28 protein-coding genes and 1 pseudogene are annotated in these 15,522 nt (G+C 61.6%); all 29 read left to right on the top strand.

What is annotated here, in order from left to right; genetic code table 11:
- A pseudogene (gene tuf, locus IPI56_10305) lies at positions 1 to 1,196 on the top strand (elongation factor Tu).
- 126 nt (positions 1,197 to 1,322) lie between these two features.
- Complete coding sequence (gene rpsJ / locus IPI56_10300; GenBank protein ID MBK7546117.1) at positions 1,323 to 1,649, top strand: 30S ribosomal protein S10; 327 nt, start codon at positions 1,323 to 1,325, stop codon at positions 1,647 to 1,649.
- A gap of 72 nt (positions 1,650 to 1,721) precedes the next feature.
- The gene (rplC, locus tag IPI56_10295) at positions 1,722 to 2,423 is read left to right on the top strand and encodes a 50S ribosomal protein L3 (protein ID MBK7546116.1); all 702 of its coding nucleotides are present in this window, start codon (positions 1,722 to 1,724) and stop codon (positions 2,421 to 2,423) included.
- Between the two features lie 10 nt (positions 2,424 to 2,433).
- Positions 2,434 to 3,078, top strand: a complete 645-nt coding sequence (rplD, locus tag IPI56_10290) for a 50S ribosomal protein L4 (GenBank protein ID MBK7546115.1) — start codon at positions 2,434 to 2,436, stop codon at positions 3,076 to 3,078.
- Position 3,079: 1 nt separating this feature from the next.
- The gene (locus tag IPI56_10285; GenBank protein ID MBK7546114.1) at positions 3,080 to 3,373 is read left to right on the top strand and encodes a 50S ribosomal protein L23; all 294 of its coding nucleotides are present in this window, start codon (positions 3,080 to 3,082) and stop codon (positions 3,371 to 3,373) included.
- A 12-nt stretch (positions 3,374 to 3,385) separates the two neighbouring features.
- On the top strand, positions 3,386 to 4,225 hold the full coding sequence (rplB, locus tag IPI56_10280; protein ID MBK7546113.1) for a 50S ribosomal protein L2: 840 nt from the start codon (positions 3,386 to 3,388) through the stop codon (positions 4,223 to 4,225).
- A 10-nt stretch (positions 4,226 to 4,235) separates the two neighbouring features.
- Positions 4,236 to 4,523, top strand: a complete 288-nt coding sequence (gene rpsS / locus IPI56_10275; protein MBK7546112.1) for a 30S ribosomal protein S19 — start codon at positions 4,236 to 4,238, stop codon at positions 4,521 to 4,523.
- A 91-nt stretch (positions 4,524 to 4,614) separates the two neighbouring features.
- Complete coding sequence (rplV, locus tag IPI56_10270; GenBank protein MBK7546111.1) at positions 4,615 to 4,941, top strand: 50S ribosomal protein L22; 327 nt, start codon at positions 4,615 to 4,617, stop codon at positions 4,939 to 4,941.
- Positions 4,942 to 4,952: 11 nt separating this feature from the next.
- Positions 4,953 to 5,789 carry a 30S ribosomal protein S3 gene (gene rpsC, locus IPI56_10265; protein MBK7546110.1) on the top strand — a complete coding sequence of 279 codons (837 nt, stop codon included), beginning with the start codon at positions 4,953 to 4,955 and terminating at the stop codon, positions 5,787 to 5,789.
- A 3-nt stretch (positions 5,790 to 5,792) separates the two neighbouring features.
- Positions 5,793 to 6,206, top strand: a complete 414-nt coding sequence (gene rplP / locus IPI56_10260; protein ID MBK7546109.1) for a 50S ribosomal protein L16 — start codon at positions 5,793 to 5,795, stop codon at positions 6,204 to 6,206.
- A gap of 9 nt (positions 6,207 to 6,215) precedes the next feature.
- The gene (gene rpmC / locus IPI56_10255; protein ID MBK7546108.1) at positions 6,216 to 6,425 is read left to right on the top strand and encodes a 50S ribosomal protein L29; all 210 of its coding nucleotides are present in this window, start codon (positions 6,216 to 6,218) and stop codon (positions 6,423 to 6,425) included.
- Positions 6,422 to 6,718, top strand: coding sequence for a 30S ribosomal protein S17 (rpsQ, locus tag IPI56_10250; protein MBK7546107.1), 297 nt, complete (start codon positions 6,422 to 6,424; stop codon positions 6,716 to 6,718). The genes rpmC and rpsQ overlap by 4 nt, the downstream gene beginning before the upstream one ends.
- The gene (rplN, locus tag IPI56_10245; GenBank protein ID MBK7546106.1) at positions 6,715 to 7,083 is read left to right on the top strand and encodes a 50S ribosomal protein L14; all 369 of its coding nucleotides are present in this window, start codon (positions 6,715 to 6,717) and stop codon (positions 7,081 to 7,083) included. The genes rpsQ and rplN overlap by 4 nt, the downstream gene beginning before the upstream one ends.
- Positions 7,083 to 7,400, top strand: coding sequence for a 50S ribosomal protein L24 (locus IPI56_10240; protein MBK7546105.1), 318 nt, complete (start codon positions 7,083 to 7,085; stop codon positions 7,398 to 7,400). Before rplN ends, IPI56_10240 begins: the two co-directional genes overlap by 1 nt.
- Before the next feature lie 45 nt (positions 7,401 to 7,445).
- Positions 7,446 to 8,030 (top strand): 50S ribosomal protein L5, encoded by a 585-nt coding sequence (gene rplE, locus IPI56_10235; GenBank protein ID MBK7546104.1) that lies wholly within the window; start codon positions 7,446 to 7,448, stop codon positions 8,028 to 8,030.
- A 12-nt stretch (positions 8,031 to 8,042) separates the two neighbouring features.
- Positions 8,043 to 8,228 carry a type Z 30S ribosomal protein S14 gene (locus IPI56_10230; GenBank protein ID MBK7546103.1) on the top strand — a complete coding sequence of 62 codons (186 nt, stop codon included), beginning with the start codon at positions 8,043 to 8,045 and terminating at the stop codon, positions 8,226 to 8,228.
- Positions 8,229 to 8,245: 17 nt separating this feature from the next.
- Entirely contained in the window at positions 8,246 to 8,641 is a 396-nt protein-coding gene (rpsH, locus tag IPI56_10225) for a 30S ribosomal protein S8 (protein MBK7546102.1), read from the top strand.
- A gap of 10 nt (positions 8,642 to 8,651) precedes the next feature.
- Complete coding sequence (rplF, locus tag IPI56_10220; GenBank protein ID MBK7546101.1) at positions 8,652 to 9,236, top strand: 50S ribosomal protein L6; 585 nt, start codon at positions 8,652 to 8,654, stop codon at positions 9,234 to 9,236.
- Positions 9,233 to 9,586 (top strand): 50S ribosomal protein L18, encoded by a 354-nt coding sequence (locus tag IPI56_10215; protein ID MBK7546100.1) that lies wholly within the window; start codon positions 9,233 to 9,235, stop codon positions 9,584 to 9,586. The genes rplF and IPI56_10215 overlap by 4 nt, the downstream gene beginning before the upstream one ends.
- A 15-nt stretch (positions 9,587 to 9,601) precedes the next feature.
- Complete coding sequence (gene rpsE / locus IPI56_10210) at positions 9,602 to 10,111, top strand: 30S ribosomal protein S5 (protein ID MBK7546099.1); 510 nt, start codon at positions 9,602 to 9,604, stop codon at positions 10,109 to 10,111.
- Positions 10,112 to 10,124: 13 nt separating this feature from the next.
- On the top strand, positions 10,125 to 10,601 hold the full coding sequence (gene rplO, locus IPI56_10205) for a 50S ribosomal protein L15 (protein ID MBK7546098.1): 477 nt from the start codon (positions 10,125 to 10,127) through the stop codon (positions 10,599 to 10,601).
- Positions 10,602 to 10,628: 27 nt separating this feature from the next.
- Positions 10,629 to 11,978, top strand: coding sequence for a preprotein translocase subunit SecY (gene secY, locus IPI56_10200; GenBank protein ID MBK7546097.1), 1,350 nt, complete (start codon positions 10,629 to 10,631; stop codon positions 11,976 to 11,978).
- Positions 11,979 to 11,988: 10 nt separating this feature from the next.
- Positions 11,989 to 12,645 (top strand): adenylate kinase, encoded by a 657-nt coding sequence (locus IPI56_10195; GenBank protein MBK7546096.1) that lies wholly within the window; start codon positions 11,989 to 11,991, stop codon positions 12,643 to 12,645.
- Complete coding sequence (gene map / locus IPI56_10190) at positions 12,645 to 13,409, top strand: type I methionyl aminopeptidase (GenBank protein MBK7546095.1); 765 nt, start codon at positions 12,645 to 12,647, stop codon at positions 13,407 to 13,409. Before IPI56_10195 ends, map begins: the two co-directional genes overlap by 1 nt.
- A 169-nt stretch (positions 13,410 to 13,578) precedes the next feature.
- On the top strand, positions 13,579 to 13,797 hold the full coding sequence (gene infA / locus IPI56_10185; protein ID MBK7546094.1) for a translation initiation factor IF-1: 219 nt from the start codon (positions 13,579 to 13,581) through the stop codon (positions 13,795 to 13,797).
- A 1-nt stretch (position 13,798) separates the two neighbouring features.
- The gene (gene rpmJ / locus IPI56_10180; GenBank protein ID MBK7546093.1) at positions 13,799 to 13,912 is read left to right on the top strand and encodes a 50S ribosomal protein L36; all 114 of its coding nucleotides are present in this window, start codon (positions 13,799 to 13,801) and stop codon (positions 13,910 to 13,912) included.
- A 24-nt stretch (positions 13,913 to 13,936) separates the two neighbouring features.
- Positions 13,937 to 14,341, top strand: a complete 405-nt coding sequence (gene rpsM, locus IPI56_10175) for a 30S ribosomal protein S13 (protein MBK7546092.1) — start codon at positions 13,937 to 13,939, stop codon at positions 14,339 to 14,341.
- Between the two features lie 25 nt (positions 14,342 to 14,366).
- Entirely contained in the window at positions 14,367 to 14,822 is a 456-nt protein-coding gene (rpsK, locus tag IPI56_10170; GenBank protein ID MBK7546091.1) for a 30S ribosomal protein S11, read from the top strand.
- A gap of 12 nt (positions 14,823 to 14,834) precedes the next feature.
- Entirely contained in the window at positions 14,835 to 15,515 is a 681-nt protein-coding gene (gene rpsD / locus IPI56_10165; GenBank protein ID MBK7546090.1) for a 30S ribosomal protein S4, read from the top strand.
- Positions 15,516 to 15,522 lie beyond the last annotated feature (7 nt).

Raw genomic sequence — 15,522 nt, 5'->3', positions numbered from 1 at the left:
ATGTCGAAGCCCAAATTTGAGCGCAAGAAACCGCACGTGAACGTGGGGACGATCGGCCACGTGGACCACGGGAAAACGACCTTGACGGCGTCGCTGCTGCAGGTGTTGTCGAAGCAGGGGAAAGCGCAGGTGAAGTCGTACCAGGACATCGCGAAGGGGGGAACGGTGCGTGACGATTCGAAGATCGTCACCATTGCGGTGTCGCACGTGGAGTACGAATCGGACAAACGGCACTACGCGCACATCGACTGCCCGGGGCACGCGGACTATATTAAGAACATGATCACGGGCGCGGCGCAGATGGACGGTGCGATTTTGGTGGTGTCGGCGGCGGACGGTCCGATGCCGCAGACGCGGGAGCACGTGCTGTTGGCGCGGCAGGTGAACGTGCCGAACCTGGTGGTGTTCTTGAACAAAGTGGATTTGGTGGACGACCCGGAGCTGTTGGACCTGGTGGAGATCGAAGTGCGGGACCTGCTGAAGAAGTACGACTTTCCCGGGGACAAGGTGCCTGTGATCCGAGGGAGCTCGTTGAAGGCGATGCAGGGGACCCGAGCGAGATCGGGGAGAAGTCGATTTTGAAGTTGCTGGAGGCGCTGGACACGGCGATTCCGGAGCCGAAGCGTGAGCTGGACAAGCCGTTCTTGATGTCGGTGGAGGACGTGTTCACGATCACGGGGCGCGGGACGGTGGCGACGGGGCGGATTGAGCGCGGCCGGGTGAAGGTGGGGGACGCGGTGGAGATCGTTGGGATCCAGGAGACGCGGAAGTCCGTGGTGACGGGGATCGAGATGTTCCGGAAGATCATGGACGAGGCGCAGGCGGGGGACAACGTGGGGATCCTGCTGCGGGGGATTGAGAAGGACCAAATCGAGCGGGGGCAGGTGATCTGCGCGACGGGGTCGATCCAGCCGCACAAGAAGTTCAAGGGGCAGGTGTACATTTTGAACAAGGAAGAGGGCGGGCGGCACACGCCGTTCTTCAACGGGTACCGGCCGCAGTTTTACGTGCGGACGACGGACGTGACGGGGAGTTTGAAGTTGAAAGCCGGTGTGGAGATGGTGATGCCGGGGGACAACGTGGAAGTGGAAGTGGAGCTGATGGTGCCGGTGGCGCTGGAGAAGAACGTGCGGTTCGCCATCCGCGAAGGCGGCCACACCGTGGGCGCCGGCGTCGTCACCGAAATCTTGGCGTAAACGAGGGGACCATGGACAACGTTTTGATCGAAGGGGCGATGTACCTGCGCGCGGGGCTTGTGACCGTGTCCTTGACGGACGGGCGCACGCGGGGCGGTTTTCAATGCGCGTATTCGGTGAACTGAAATGACAACCCCGTCCACCCCCGCCCAGCAAAAAATCCGCATTCGCCTGCGCGCCTACGATCACCGCATGCTCGACGACTCCCTTGCGAAGATCGTCGAGACGGCGCAGCGCACCGGCGCGACGCTGGTGGGGCCGGTCCTTCTGCCGACGCAGATCAAACGGTACACGGTCAACCGGTCGGTCCACACGGACAAGAAATCCCGGGAGCAATTTGAGATGCGGGTGCACAAGCGCCTGATCGATATTATGGAACCCACGGCGAAGACGGTTGAAGAAATGATGAAATTGGACCTCCCCGCCGGGGTGGACGTGGAAATCAAGCTGTAAGGAAAAGCCATGAGCGAAACGACGACAGAGAAACCCGCCGAAGCGACGGCCGAAAAAAAAGCCGTGCCGGCGATGAAAGCCATCCTGGCCAAGAAAATCGGGATGACCCGCGTGTTCAGCCCCAAAGGCGAAATCGTGCCGGTCACCGTTTTTCAAGCCGGGCCGTGCCGTGTGGTTCAGGTGAAAACCCCCGCCACCGACGGTTACGCCGCGTTGCAATTGGGTTTCGGCGACATCCGCCCCAAAAATTTCTCGAAGCCGGAAGCGGGGCACTTCGCCAAAACGAACGCCGTCCCGACGCGATGGCTGCAGGAGTTCCGCTTGCCGTCCGTGGATGGTTTTGAGGCCGGCATGGAAATCCGCGTCGAACAGTTCGCCGCGGGCGACATCATCGACGCGTCGGGAATGATCAAGGGAAAGGGCTTCGCCGGCGCGGTCAAGCGCCACCGGTTCAAAGGCGGTCCCAAAACCCACGGCCAGTCCGATCGCTGGCGCGCGCCGGGGTCTTCGGGGCGTGAACGCGTGTGGCCCGGCAAGCGCGGGCCCGGGCACATGGGCGCGGAAATCAAAACCATCCAGCGCTTGCTCGTGGTGGACGTGAACCCGACGGAAAATTTGATGCTGGTGCGGGGGTCGGTCCCCGGCGCGCCGGGCACCTGCGTGAGCCTGTACAAGACCACGCGGCCCCGCCGCGTGAAGCAAGCGCCCGCCGCGGTGGCGAAGAAAGCCGCGAAGGCCGCGCCCGCCAAGAGCGGCAAGCCGGAAAAGAAATAAAGAGGATACTATGTCGACGGTAGACGTTTTGAATTCAAAAGGTCAGAAGGCCGGCAGCGTGGAGCTGGCGGACGCGGTGTTCAAGGTGAAAGCCCCTTCGACACTGATTCATGAGGTCGTGACCGCGTACCTCGCGAACCAGCGGCGCGGCACGCACTCCACAAAAACGCGCGGCGAAGTGTCCGGCGGCGGTTTGAAGCCGTGGAAACAAAAACACACCGGCAACGCCCGGGCGGGTTCGATCCGCTCGCCCCTGTGGCGCCACGGGGGGATCACGTTCGGTCCCAAACCGCGCAGCTACGTCCAAGCGGTCCCTCCGGCGAAGCGCCGGTTGGCCTTGCGGGCCGTTCTGTCGAGTTTTGTCGCCGACGGGAAATTGGCGGTGGTGGACCAATTTTTATTGGCGGAACCCAAAACCAAGCTGGTGGCCGCCTGGGCCGCCGCCTTGAAGCTGGGACCCAAGACGGTGGTGGTGGTCGACGACATCACGCCGGCGCTGGACCGGGCCACGCGCAACTTCGCGGGCCTGCGCCTGTGCCGCGCCCGCGACTTGACCAGCTACGCCGCCCTGCTGGCGGACCAGCTTGTCTTCACCAAGGTCGCCTTGGACCAAATCACCGCCCGTCTCGACGGGTCGACCCCGGGGGTCAACTGATATGGGTCTTGCCACGACGCAAGTTCTTTTCCGGCCGGTTTTGACGGAACGGTCGACGCTGTTGCGGGAGCAGAACAAATACATTTTTGAGGTCGCGCCGCGGGCCACCAAAGGCCAAATCAAGGACGCCGTGCAGACGGTGTTCAAGGTCAAGGTGACGGCCGTCAACACCATGAACATGCCCGGCAAGCTTCGCCGGCGCGGCGCCCACGCCGGCTACCAGTCGGATTGGAAAAAGGCCATCGTGACGTTGAAGCAAGGCCAGGAAATCAAGCACGCGGAGCCGCAGGCTTAACGGAGAACGACGATGCCGATGAAAACTTTCAAACCTTACACACCCTCCCGCCGTGCCATCACGGTGGAAGATTTCAGCGATTTGACAAAAAAAGCGCCCGAAAAGGCGCTGTTGCAGCCCCTGCGTAAATCCGGCGGCCGCAACAACACCGGAACCGTGATGGTCCGCTTCCGCGGCGGCGGGCACAAGCGGATGTACCGCGTCGTCGATTTCAAGCGCGACAAACCCGGCGTGCCGGCCAAAGTCGCCGCCATCGAGTACGACCCGAACCGCTCCGCCCGTCTGGCGCTCCTGCACTACAAAGACGGCGCCAAACGCTACATCTTGCATCCCGTGGGCCTCGCCGTGGGCGACATGGTCCTGTCGGGACCGAAAGCGGAAATCAAAACCGGCAACGCGCTCTCTTTGGCCAACATCCCCGTGGGAACCGTGATCCACGCGGTGGAACTGATTCCCGGCAACGGCGCCCAAATGGCCCGCTCGGCCGGCGCGTCCATTCAACTCATGGCCCGCGAAAACGGCTACGCCACGCTCAAGATGCCCTCCGGCGAAATCCGGATGGTGCCGGACGCCTGCTTCGCCACCGTCGGCCAGGTGGGCAACACGGAGCATGAAAATTTGACGATCGGGAACGCCGGCCGAAACCGTCACCGTGGTTTCAAATCCCACGTGCGCGGCACGGCGATGAACGCCGTCGACCACCCGCACGGCGGCGGCCGCGGCCGGTCCAAAGGCAACAACCAACCCCGGTCGCCTTGGAACCAGCCGGCGAAGGGCTACAAAACGCGGTCGCCCAAAAGCCATCACTGGATGATCGTTCGTCGGCGGACCAACGCCGCGGAATCGGCGTAAGGAGAATTTCATGTCGCGATCCAAAAAGAAGGGACCGTTCATCGATTCGAACCTGGTCGAGAAGGTCGAAACCCAGCGCAAGAACGGGGACAAAAAGCCCATCAAAACCTGGGCCCGCGCGAGCACCATCGCCCCGGACTTCGTGGGCATTAAATTTTTGGTGCACAACGGGCGCAAGCACCTCGAGGTGTTTGTGACCGAGCAGATGGTGGGACACAAGCTGGGCGAGTTTGCCCCGACGCGCTACTTCAAAGGCCACGGCGAAGCGCACACGAAGGAAGCCGCCGCCAAAACGTAAGGGTCGTCGGGCCCCGGGCGGGGCCGGGTGGGGTTCGGTGTCATTGGTTTTTCGCAAGACGGCAGATTGCCACAGAGGAGTTTGAGCTTTTATGGAATCGATTGCGCACGCGCGCTTTGCGCGCTTCTCGTATCTGAAAGTCGGGCAAGTTTTGAAGCTCATCAAGGGGAAACCCGTTGTGGACGCCCTGGGCATGCTGCCCTGGGTGCCCCGCGCGTGCCGCGTTCTCGTGGGCAAAACCTTAAAGAGCGCGGTCTCCAACGCCGGCAAAGGCACCGATCCGGCGCGGCTCAAAGTGTCCCAGGCCTGGGTGAACCACGGCCCGACCCTCAAACGGGTCATGCCCAAAGCGCAAGGCTCCCGCGCGATCTTTAAACGAAAGATGTGTCACCTCACGATCGTCGTGAGCGACAACTAAGGAAGGATTTTATGGGTCACAAAACACACCCCAAAGGCATTCGACTCGGCTACATCCGCGAATGGGATTCCAAGTGGTTGAACATCAAGGAAATGCCCTCGCTGATTGAAGAAGATTTCAAAATTCGCCGGTTCTTGAAGGAGCGGCTCAAACTGGCCGCCGTCTCCCGCATCGGCATCCGCCGGACGGGGAAATATTTGCATGTCGACATCTACACGGCCCGCCCGGGCCTCGTCATTGGACGCAAGGGCGCCGACATCGAAGGGCTGCGCAACGTCGTTGAGGAAATGACCAGCCTCAAAACCGCGATTCAGATCATCGAGATCAAAAAACCCGAGATCGACGCTCAGCTCGTGGCGGAGGGCGTGGCCATGCAGTTGGAAAAGCAAATCGGTTTTCGCCGCGCCATGAAACGCGCCATCGAACGCGCCATGCAAGGCGGCGCTTTGGGGATCAAGATCCAGGTGGCCGGCCGGCTGGGCGGCGCCGAAATCGCCCGCACCGAATGGTTGAAAGACGGGCGCGTGCCGCTTCAAACTTTTCGCGCGGACATCGACTACGGCTTCACGGAAGCCCGCATCAACATGGGCACCATCGGGGTCAAGACGTGGGTCTTCCGCAAAGAGATGTTCAAGAAAACCGACGCCGATTTGATGGAAGAAGTCCGCGTGATCGAAGAAAAAGAAAAAGAAGAGTTGGCCCGCCGCGCGGAGCAGGGACTGGTGACGCCGGAACCGGTGGTGCCCGTCGAGCCCGCGGCCGAGGCGGAAGTCATTGAAGAAGAAGTCATGAGCAAGATCCAAGCCGAAGAAGACGAAGCCAAAAAGCGCGAAGGGAACGTGGAGTAAGCCATGTTGATGCCCACCCGAGTCAAATACCGGAAATCCCACCGGGGCCGTTTGAAAGGCCGCACCAAAGGCGGTGGTTTTGTGGCTTTCGGCCAGTTCGGCCTTCAGGCGTTGGAGGCCCACTGGATCACCGCGCGGCAGATCGAAGCCACCCGCGTGACGCTCATGCGATTCTTGAAAAAAGGCGGCAAGGTTTGGATCCGAATTTTCCCCGACAAACCCGTTTCTAAGAAACCCGCGGAAACCCGCATGGGCAAAGGCAAGGGGAACCCCGAGTTTTGGGTGGCCGTGGTCAAGCCCGGCCGCATCCTGTTTGAAATCGAAGGCGTGAACGAAGAGACGGCGAAGCGGGCGATGACGTTGGCCGGGCACAAATTGCCCATCAAGTGTCGTCTCGCCCGCCGGGACCACTTCTAGGACGAAACCATGGCAAAGAAAAAACAAGACGAAATCCGCTGGCACGAATTGACGCCCGACGAACTGCGGGCGAAACTGAACAGCGGCCGCGAAAAACTTTTTGACCTCAAGTTCAAAAACACGACCGCGCCCTTGAAGAACCCGCGGGAGATCCGCGCCGTTCGCAAGGACATCGCCCGGGCGTTGACGATTCTTCGACAAAAGGGGGTGTCCGCGTGACCACCGCCAAAACGGAACGCGCCGACCGTAAGACGCTCGAGGGCGTCGTTCTGTCGGAAAAGATGAACAAGACGCGCGTGATCGAAATCCCGCGTCGGTTGAGCCACGGGTTGTACGGAAAAATTTTAACCCGCGCGAGCAAAGTGTACGCCCACGACGAAAAGAACGAAAGCCGGGCGGGCGACCGCGTGCGCGTGATGGAAACACGGCCGATGTCGAAATTGAAACGCTGGCGCCTCGTTGAGGTGTTGGAGCGGGCGTCGGTGGCCCAGGGCGCGGAGGTGGCGTCGTGATTCAAGAGCGAAGCATTTTGCGCGTGGCCGACAATTCGGGCGCGCGGTTGGTCCGCGTCTTCCGCATGCACGGTGGTTTCCGCCGCCGGTACGCCTATTTGGGCGACGTCGTCACGGCGTCGGTGCAAAACGCCTTGCCCGATTCCTCGATCAAGAAGGGCGAGGTGGTCAAGTGCGTCGTGGTGCGAACGCGCAAAGAACGCCGCCGACCGGACGGAAGCTACATCCGTTTCGACGACAACGCCGCCGTTGTGATCGACGCCGAGGGCGAGCCCAAGGGGACGCGCATCTTCGGCCCCGTGGCGCGCGAACTGCGCGAGCGCAACTACTTGAAAATCATTTCCCTGGCCCCGGAGGTCGTCTGATGGCCCTCGCGACCGTACGTAAGAAAGACAAAGTCCGCTTGCTGGCGGGCAAGGACCGCGGCAAAGAAGGGGAAGTGGTCGAGGTCGACCGCATCGGACGGCGGGTCCTCGTGTCCAAACTCAACCTGTCCAAAAAACACGCCAAGGGCACGCCCCAAAAGCCCGGCGGCGTCCAGGAACGCGAAGCGTATTTGCCGATGTCGAAAGTGATGGTGGTTTGCCCCAAGTGTCGCCGGCCGGCGCGCCCCAAGGTGGGCACGTTGTCCGACGGGACCAAGGCCCGCGTGTGCCGCGGTTGCGGCGAGATGATCGGGTAAGGCGCGCGTCGCCCTCCCCGAGAAAAATTTTTACAAGGAAACGATATGTCGACAGTCGCTGAAAAATACGTGCCCCGACTTCTCACGGCCTACCGCACCGCGGTCGCGCCCGAAATGATGAAGCGTTTCGGTTGGAAGAATTTCTTCCAAGTGCCGCGCCTTCAAAAGATCGTCCTCAACCTGGGCGTGAGCGAAGCCAAGGAAAACGCGAAGGTCATGGATCTCGCCGCCGAGGAATTGGCGGCCATCGCCGGCCAAAAAGCGGAAATCCGCCGGGCCAAAAAATCGATCTCGAACTTCAAGCTGCGCGAAGGCATGCCCATCGGGTTGCGCGTGACCTTGCGCGGGGTCCGCATGTGGGAGTTCCTCGACCGTCTCGTGAACGTGGCCATGCCGCGCATCCGCGACTTCCAGGGAATCGACCTCCGCCGCGGGTTTGACGGGCGCGGCAACTTCAACCTGGGGCTGACCGAACAATACATCTTCCCCGAAATCCAATTGGACAAATCGGACAAGGCGCGCGGCATGAACGTGACGATGGTCACGACGGCCGGGCGCGACGACACCGCGCGGGAACTTCTGACTCTCTTGGGCATGCCTTTCAAAAAGGCGAAGCCCGCGGCGAACTAAGGAGAATTTGAAATGGCCACCACCGCCTGGAAGGCAAAAATGAAAAAGCCGCAGAAGTTCGCGGTCCGGTTCCGAAACCGTTGCCGCTTGTGCGGCCGCCCCCGGGCTTTCTACCGGGATTTCGGTTTGTGCCGAATTTGTTTCCGCAATCTCGCCCTGCGGGGCGAAATCCCCGGCGTGGTTAAGGCCAGCTGGTAACGAAAAGGAGCTGACCCATGACCTCGGATCCCATCAGCGACATGCTCGCGGCGATCACCAACGCCAACCACAAGCTCAAAGAGCGCGTGGACCTGCCGGCTTCGGCCTTGAAAAAGGAAGTCGCCCAGGTGTTGAAGGACGAAGGCTACATCGTCGACTACAAAGTTTTGCCGGACCGCAAACAGGGCGTCCTGCGTCTGTTCTTGAAGTATTTGCCCAACAAGACCCGCGTGCTGCAGGGCGTCAAGCGCGTGTCGCGACCGGGCCTGCGGGTGTACCGCGGTTACGAAGAGCTCCCGAAATTGCGGGGCGGTTTGGGCATGTCGATCGTCTCGACCTCCAAAGGGTTGATGACGGATCGGCGCTCGCGGAAAGAAAAGCTGGGCGGCGAAGTGCTCGCCCAGGTTTGGTGAGGATGGATTTATGAGCCGTCTCGGAAAAAAACCGATTTCCCTTCCCGATAAGGTGAAGGTCAATGTTCAGGGCGCGACCGTCAGCGTGACGGGGCCCCTGGGGCAACTGTCCCGCGTCTTGCCGGCCGGTCTTTCGGCCAAACTGGAAGGACCGAGCTTGACCGTCGACCGCAAAAACGACAGCCCGACTCAAAAAGCGTTGCACGGAACCTTCCGCAAGCTCCTGCTCAACATGGTGGAAGGCGCGGCCACCGGGTTTTCGAAAGAACTCCGGATCGGCGGCGTGGGGTTCCGCGCCCAGATCAACGGAAACAAGTTGAACATGACGCTGGGCTACTCCCACCCCATCGATTACACGGTGCCGGTGGGCGTGAAAGTCACCGTCGATCAAAAACAAACCACGCTGGTCGTCTCCGGCGCGGACAAGCAACTCGTCGGCCAGGTCGCCGCCGAAATTCGCGAATTTCGTAAGCCGGGCGTCTACTGGGCCAACAACGAGCCCGTGGGCATCCGCTACGCCAACGAACACGTGCGCCGCAAGGCCGGCAAAGCCGCCGCGGGCGCCGCGGGCGCGGCGGGGGGGGCTAAAAAATGAGCGTGAAATCTCCTCAAGAAAGGCTGGCGTTCCGCCGGCAGCGGGCCCGCCAATCGGTTTTGGGCACGGCGGATCGGCCGCGTTTGAGCGTCCGCCGATCGCAAAAGCACATGGTGGTGCAGCTGGTTGACGACAACACCGGCCGCACGCTGGCGTACGCGTCGTCCCACGGCGCGGACACGAAAGCCGGGGCGACGGTGGCCGCGGCGAAAAAAGTGGGACAACAGATCGGCGAAAAGGCCAAAGCGCTCTCCATCGCGAAAGCGGTGTTCGACCGCGGCGGCCGGCCATACCACGGGCGCGTCAAAGCCGTGGCCGAAGGCGCCCGCGAAGCCGGGCTGCAGCTTTAATCGACGGAGGGGTCTGTGCCTAGAATCGACGCGTCACAATTGAATCTAAAGGAAACGGTCGTCGCCATCAACCGCGTGGCCAAGGTGGTGAAGGGCGGCAAGCGGTTTTCGTTCAACGCCCTGGTGGTGGTGGGCGACGGCGCCGGCCACGTTGGCGCGGCGATGGGCAAGGCCAAGGAAGTCCAGGCCGCCATCCAGAAGGCGGTCATGCAGGCGAAGAAGACCATTGTCAAAATCCCGTTGAAAGGGACGACCATCCCCCACGACGTCACCGGCGTTTTCGGGGCGGGCACGGTGCTTTTGAAACCCGCGGCCCCCGGCACGGGCGTCATCGCGGGCGGCAGCGTCCGGGCGGTCGTCGAAGCCGCCGGCGTGCGCGACATTTTGTCCAAGTCCCTGCGCAGCCCGAACCCGTTCAACGTGGTGTACGCCACGTTGGTGGCTCTCGGAAGTTTGCAAACCAAGGAAGACGCGTACCGCATGCGCGGAAAGACTTTGCCGGCCGCTCCCGCGGTGCCGGCTTAACGAGGACCCTATGATCCGTCTCAACAACCTGAAACCCGCGCCGGGCTCCCGCCATCGGCGCAAAATCGTCGGCCGCGGCGAAGGCTCCGGCCACGGCGGCAAGGGCTCGACCCGCGGTTTCAAAGGGCAAACGGCCCGCTCCGGCGACGCCCACATGAAGGCCGGGTTCGAGGGCGGCCAGATCCCGCTCATCCGCCGCATTCCCAAACGCGGGTTCAACAACAAGGCCTTCCGGACCGTCTATCAAATCGTCAACATCGGCGACATGAACGCCGTCATTGAGAAGCCGGGGGAAGTGACCCCGGAAAGCCTCCGGGCCCTTGGTCTCGTCAAGGGGCGCGGGTTGGTCAAGGTCCTCGGCGACGGGGATTTGGACAAGGCCTTTCAAGTGAAGGCCGACGCGTTTTCCGCCTCCGCGAAGAAAAAAATCGAAGCGGCGGGCGGCAAAGTGGAATTGATCGCCCACAAAACCTGGGTTCGAACGAATTAAACAGGAGACCCGCGCGCCGCAGCGACCATGAACTCTTTCGCCAACATCTTCAAGATCCCGGACCTCCGCCGACGCATCCTCTTCACGTTGGGGATTTTGGTCATTTACCGGGTGGGCGTGGCGATCCCCATCCCGGGAATCGACGCGGCCGCCCTGCAGCAGTTGTTCAAATCCCAGTCCAACAATTTCCTGGGGTTTCTGGATATGTTCTCCGGGGGGGCTTTGGGGCGGATGTCGATTTTCGCTCTGGGGGTCATGCCCTACATCAACTCCTCGATCATCATGAGCTTGCTGCAGGGCGCGCACGTTATCCCTTACCTCGACCGACTGGCGAAAGAAGGCGAAACGGGCCGCAAGCAGATGAACAAGATCACCCGCTATTTCACCTTGCTCCTGGCCCTCATCCAATCCTATGGTTTGACGACGTTGATCACGAAGATCACGCTTCCGGGCGAAATCGCCGTGGTCCGGGATCCGGGCGCCCTTTTCATTTTCACGACGGTGATCACCTTGACGACGGGGACGCTGTTCATCATGTGGCTCGGCGAGCAAATCACGGAACTCGGCATCGGCAACGGCATCTCGCTCATGATTTTCACGGGCATCGTGGACCGGTTTTTCCCCGCGGCCAAAAACCTGATCGTGGATATATTCCAACTTCAGCAGCGCAGCATCGTCGGGGCCTTGGGCCTCCTGGCGTTCATCCTTTTGGTCACCGGCCTTGTGGTCTGGGTCGAGACCGCGCAACGGAAGATCCCCGTGCAATACGCCAAGCGGATGGTGGGTCGGAAAATGTACGGCGGGGCCAGCACGTTCCTGCCCCTCAAAGTGGATCAATCCGGGGTGATCGCCGTCATTTTCGCGGTGTCCCTCCTTTCGGTGCCGGTGACGTTCGCGTCTTTTAACCCCGACGCGGAACTGTCGAAAAAAGTGATGGGGTTTTGGAGCGGCCGCCACTGGTGGTACGAGGCGCTTTACGCGGGCCTCATCATATTTTTCTGCTACTTTTACAACTCGGTGCAGTTCAATCCCATGGACCTCGCCGAAAACCTGAAAAAATGGGGTGGGTTTATCCCGGGGATCCGGCCGGGGGAACCGACCGCCACCTACATCAACACCGTCCTTTCCCGCATCACCCTGGGCGGCGCCCTGTTCGTGGCGGCGCTGGCCATCCTTCCCGATTTGTTGCATCGGTTCGTCAACACCCCCTTTTACTTCGGCGGAACATCGGTTCTGATCACGGTGGGTGTCGCGTTGGACACCATCGGGCAGTTGGAATCGCGCCTCATCATGGGGCATTACGAAGGTTTTTCTAAAACCGGTCGCGTGAAGGGCCGGTGGTTCAACGTCGGCGCCGGCGGCGGCGCCGGCAACTGAGGTCATCGCGATGAACGTCGTTTTGTTGGGAGCCCCCGGCTCCGGGAAGGGAACGCAGGCGAAACCGTTGTCCGAGCGCTACAAAGTGCCGCACATTTCAACGGGCGATATTTTCCGTCAAGAAATCGCGAAAAAATCGGAATTGGGTCTTCAGGTTCAGGATTACGTGAGTTCCGGTCGGCTGGTGCCCGACGAACTCGTGTTGACGATCGTCACCCAACGCCTCACCCAGCCGGATTGCACCAAGGGTTTTCTCTTGGATGGGTTCCCCCGCACGGTGGCCCAGGCCGAAGGGTTGGGCGACTACCTCCGCGCGGCGAACCGCCCGTTGGAAAAAGTTCTTTATCTGAAACTGGACCAGCAAGAAGTCGTCCGACGGCTGTCCAGCCGCCGCCAATGCCCCAAATGCGCAAAGGTGTATAATTTACTGACGCAACCCCCCCAGCAAACGGGCGTGTGCGACGTGGACGCCGCCGCGCTGATCCACCGGGAAGACGACCGCGCCGAAACCATCGAAAAGCGCCTCCGGGTGTACGACGATTTGACCGAACCGCTGATTTCTTACTACCGCGGTTTGGAACTGTTGGAGACCGTTTCGGCCGACCGCCCCGTGGCGGAGGTGTTTGTGGCCATGGTCGTCGCTTTGGACAAGATGCCCCGCCCCTGATGGGGGACCGCCGCATTGAATTGAAATCGGCGGCGGATTTGGCCCGCATGCGCCGAGCGGGACGCGTGGCCGCGCGGGCCCTGGCCGCGGTCGGACGGGCCGTCCAACCGGGCGTGTCGACCGCGGAGCTGGACCGCGTCGCGCGCGAAACGATCAAAGCGGCGGGCGCCACGCCGACGTTCCTGGGTTATTTGGGCTATCCGGCGACCATTTGCGCTTCGATCAACGAGGAAGTGGTGCACGGGATCCCCCATCCCAAACGGATTTTGAAGGAAGGCGATGTGATCGGGATCGACGTGGGAGCCACGCTCGATGGGTTTGTCGGCGACACGGCGGCCACGTTCCCGGTCGGCAAAATCGCGGAAGACCGCGAAGCCCTCTTGAACACGACGCGGGAGGCCCTGGGGCGCGGCATCGACGCCGCGCGCGTGGGGCAACGGCTCGGGGACATCGGCGCGGCGATTCAAAAAACGGCCGAAGCCAAGGGGTACGGCGTGGTGCGCGATTTCGTCGGTCACGGGATCGGCCGGCAAATGCACGAAGGGCCGTCCGTTCCCAATTGCGGCGAACCGGGCGCGGGATTGCGGTTGGACGCCGGGTTGGTGCTGGCCCTGGAGCCCATGTTCAACGCGGGCACTTGGAAAGTGCGCACCCTGTCGGACGGTTGGACGGTGGTGACGGAAGACGGTCGCCCCTCGGCCCATTTTGAGCACACGGTGGCGATCACCGACGCGGGCCCCGAAATTTTGACGTTGGTGGACTAAGGGTTCCTTCAGAAATAAGTGGCCTGTTTGGCCGAGGGGATTTTGGTCCAGGACAAGGCGCGAAGAGCGAGCTTACTGGACGGTAAGTGAGCGATGAGCAACGCGGGCCAGGGCCAAAAGTCACCGGCCAAATTGAGTCAGTTATTTTTGAATGAACCCTAAGGACGGTATGACCAAAGAAGAAAAAATAGAAATGGAAGGGCGCGTGTTGGAAGCCTTGCCCAACGCGATGTTTCGTTTGGAAGTCGAAGGCGGGCACAAGGTGCTCGCCCACATTTCCGGAAAAATGCGGATGCACTACATCAAGATTTTGCCCGGGGACAAGGTCAAAGTGGAACTGTCGCCTTACGACCTCACCCGCGGCCGCATCACCTACAGGGAGAAATGAAATGAAAGTTCGCGCGTCGGTGAAACCCATTTGTGACAAGTGCCGCGTTTTGCGCCGGCACCGAAAACTTTACGTGCTCTGCTCGAATCCCCGGCACAAGCAACGCCAGGGCTAAGCCGGGACTTTCAAGGAGAACTCAATGGCTCGCGTCGCAGGATTGGATCTTCCGAAACACAAACGCGTGGATGTGGCCCTGTCCTACATCTACGGCATCGGCCCCATGCGGTCGATGGACATTCTCAAGGCGACGGGCGTGTCCGCGTCGACCCGCGTGAAAGATTTGACCGAGGCGGAAGTCTCGAAAATCAACACCGAGATCAGCCGCAGTTACAAAATTGAAGGCGATTTGCGCCGCGAGATCAACGCGAACATCCGCCGCTTGATCGAAATCGGTTCGTACCGCGGCTCGCGCCACCGGCGCAATCTGCCGGCCCGCGGGCAGCGCACGCGCTCGAACGGCCGCACGCGCCGTGGACGACGGAAGACCGTCGGCTCGGCGAAACCCGGCACGGGCGCCGCGCCGGCCACCGCCGCCAAGGCGTAATTTTTTTTAGAGACGAGGAGAATTCATGGCTGATCAACCCGAAGTGCGCAAAGACGCCCCCAAGACCCCCCCGGCGAAAGCCCCGGCGCGACCCGCCGGCCCGGCGCCGAAACTGAAGAAAAAGGCCTGGCGCGACATCGCCAACGCCCGCGTGTACATTCAATCGTCTTTCAACAACACGATCGTGAACATCACCGACGACCGGGGCAACTCGATCGTTTGGGCCACCGCGGGCAGCGCGGGGTTCAAGGGCACCAAAAAAGGCACGCCGTTCGCCGCGCAGGTCACGGCGGACAACGCCGCCAAAAAAGCCATCGCCCTGGGTGTCAAGACCGTGTCGGTGTTCGTCAAAGGACCCGGCTCGGGACGCGAAACCGCCATCCGCGCCCTTCAGGGCGCGGGCCTGGTCGTCACCGCCATCAAAGACGTGACGCCGATACCGCACGATGGATGCCGACCGCCCAAAGCGCGGCGAGTGTAAAGGAGAAACTTCGTGGCTCGATACATTGGTCCCGTTTGCAAGTTGTGCCGTCGCGAAAGCGTCAAACTTTTCCTGAAGGGCGATCGTTGCTTCGGCAAGTGCCCCATGGACAGAGAGGGCGTGTTGCCCCCAGGCCAGCACGGCGCCCGCCGCGCCGGCAAGCCCACCGAATACGCCAAGCGTCTGCGTGAGAAGCAGAAAGCGCGCCGCATCTCCGGCGTTTTGGAGAGACAGTTCCGGCGCCTGTTCGCCACGGCCGCCCACGCCGCCGGCAACACCGGCGAGAACCTGTTGCGCCTGCTGGAAACCCGGCTCGACAACGTGGTCCGCCGTTTGGGGTTTTCCACATCCCCGCGCGCGGCCCGGCAGTTGGTCTCGCACAACCACGTGACGGTGAACGGCAAGCCCGTGAACATTTCCTCCTATCAGGTGAAACCCGGCGACCGGATCGCCTTGGTGGATGGCCTTCGCGCGAATCTCTTCGTCAAACGATCGCTGCACACCGCTTTTCAACGCGGGTTGCCGGCCTGGTTGGAGTGGGACGGGAGCGTCGCCAACGCCGTCAAGGGGTCCATGGATTCCATCAGCCTCGAGGGCGTGACCCTCGCGGGGCAAGTGAAATCCTGGCCGAGCCGGCAGGAAATGTCCTATCCCGTGAACGAGCAGTTCATCGTCGAACTTTACAGCAAATAGCCGAACC

Source organism: Elusimicrobiota bacterium (genome assembly GCA_016706425.1).
In the GTDB taxonomy this organism is placed as follows: Bacteria; Elusimicrobiota; Elusimicrobia; order FEN-1173; family FEN-1173; genus JADJJR01.
This window is presented reverse-complemented; position numbering and strand designations above follow the sequence as displayed.

Excerpts from the sequence above, each read along its gene's own strand:
- rpsJ (MBK7546117.1), top strand. The coding sequence starts at position 1,323 with ATGACAACCCCGTCCACCCCCGCCCAGCAAAAAATCCGCATTCGCCTG.
- rplC (MBK7546116.1), top strand. The coding sequence starts at position 1,722 with ATGAAAGCCATCCTGGCCAAGAAAATCGGGATGACCCGCGTGTTCAGC.
- rplD (MBK7546115.1), top strand. The coding sequence starts at position 2,434 with ATGTCGACGGTAGACGTTTTGAATTCAAAAGGTCAGAAGGCCGGCAGC.
- IPI56_10285 (MBK7546114.1), top strand. The coding sequence starts at position 3,080 with ATGGGTCTTGCCACGACGCAAGTTCTTTTCCGGCCGGTTTTGACGGAA.
- rplB (MBK7546113.1), top strand. The coding sequence starts at position 3,386 with ATGCCGATGAAAACTTTCAAACCTTACACACCCTCCCGCCGTGCCATC.
- rpsS (MBK7546112.1), top strand. The coding sequence starts at position 4,236 with ATGTCGCGATCCAAAAAGAAGGGACCGTTCATCGATTCGAACCTGGTC.
- rplV (MBK7546111.1), top strand. The coding sequence starts at position 4,615 with ATGGAATCGATTGCGCACGCGCGCTTTGCGCGCTTCTCGTATCTGAAA.
- rpsC (MBK7546110.1), top strand. The coding sequence starts at position 4,953 with ATGGGTCACAAAACACACCCCAAAGGCATTCGACTCGGCTACATCCGC.
- rplP (MBK7546109.1), top strand. The coding sequence starts at position 5,793 with ATGTTGATGCCCACCCGAGTCAAATACCGGAAATCCCACCGGGGCCGT.
- rpmC (MBK7546108.1), top strand. The coding sequence starts at position 6,216 with ATGGCAAAGAAAAAACAAGACGAAATCCGCTGGCACGAATTGACGCCC.
- IPI56_10240 (MBK7546105.1), top strand. The coding sequence starts at position 7,083 with ATGGCCCTCGCGACCGTACGTAAGAAAGACAAAGTCCGCTTGCTGGCG.
- rplE (MBK7546104.1), top strand. The coding sequence starts at position 7,446 with ATGTCGACAGTCGCTGAAAAATACGTGCCCCGACTTCTCACGGCCTAC.
- IPI56_10230 (MBK7546103.1), top strand. The coding sequence starts at position 8,043 with ATGGCCACCACCGCCTGGAAGGCAAAAATGAAAAAGCCGCAGAAGTTC.
- rpsH (MBK7546102.1), top strand. The coding sequence starts at position 8,246 with ATGACCTCGGATCCCATCAGCGACATGCTCGCGGCGATCACCAACGCC.
- rplF (MBK7546101.1), top strand. The coding sequence starts at position 8,652 with ATGAGCCGTCTCGGAAAAAAACCGATTTCCCTTCCCGATAAGGTGAAG.
- IPI56_10215 (MBK7546100.1), top strand. The coding sequence starts at position 9,233 with ATGAGCGTGAAATCTCCTCAAGAAAGGCTGGCGTTCCGCCGGCAGCGG.
- secY (MBK7546097.1), top strand. The coding sequence starts at position 10,629 with ATGAACTCTTTCGCCAACATCTTCAAGATCCCGGACCTCCGCCGACGC.
- IPI56_10195 (MBK7546096.1), top strand. The coding sequence starts at position 11,989 with ATGAACGTCGTTTTGTTGGGAGCCCCCGGCTCCGGGAAGGGAACGCAG.
- map (MBK7546095.1), top strand. The coding sequence starts at position 12,645 with ATGGGGGACCGCCGCATTGAATTGAAATCGGCGGCGGATTTGGCCCGC.
- infA (MBK7546094.1), top strand. The coding sequence starts at position 13,579 with ATGACCAAAGAAGAAAAAATAGAAATGGAAGGGCGCGTGTTGGAAGCC.
- rpmJ (MBK7546093.1), top strand. The coding sequence starts at position 13,799 with ATGAAAGTTCGCGCGTCGGTGAAACCCATTTGTGACAAGTGCCGCGTT.
- rpsM (MBK7546092.1), top strand. The coding sequence starts at position 13,937 with ATGGCTCGCGTCGCAGGATTGGATCTTCCGAAACACAAACGCGTGGAT.
- rpsK (MBK7546091.1), top strand. The coding sequence starts at position 14,367 with ATGGCTGATCAACCCGAAGTGCGCAAAGACGCCCCCAAGACCCCCCCG.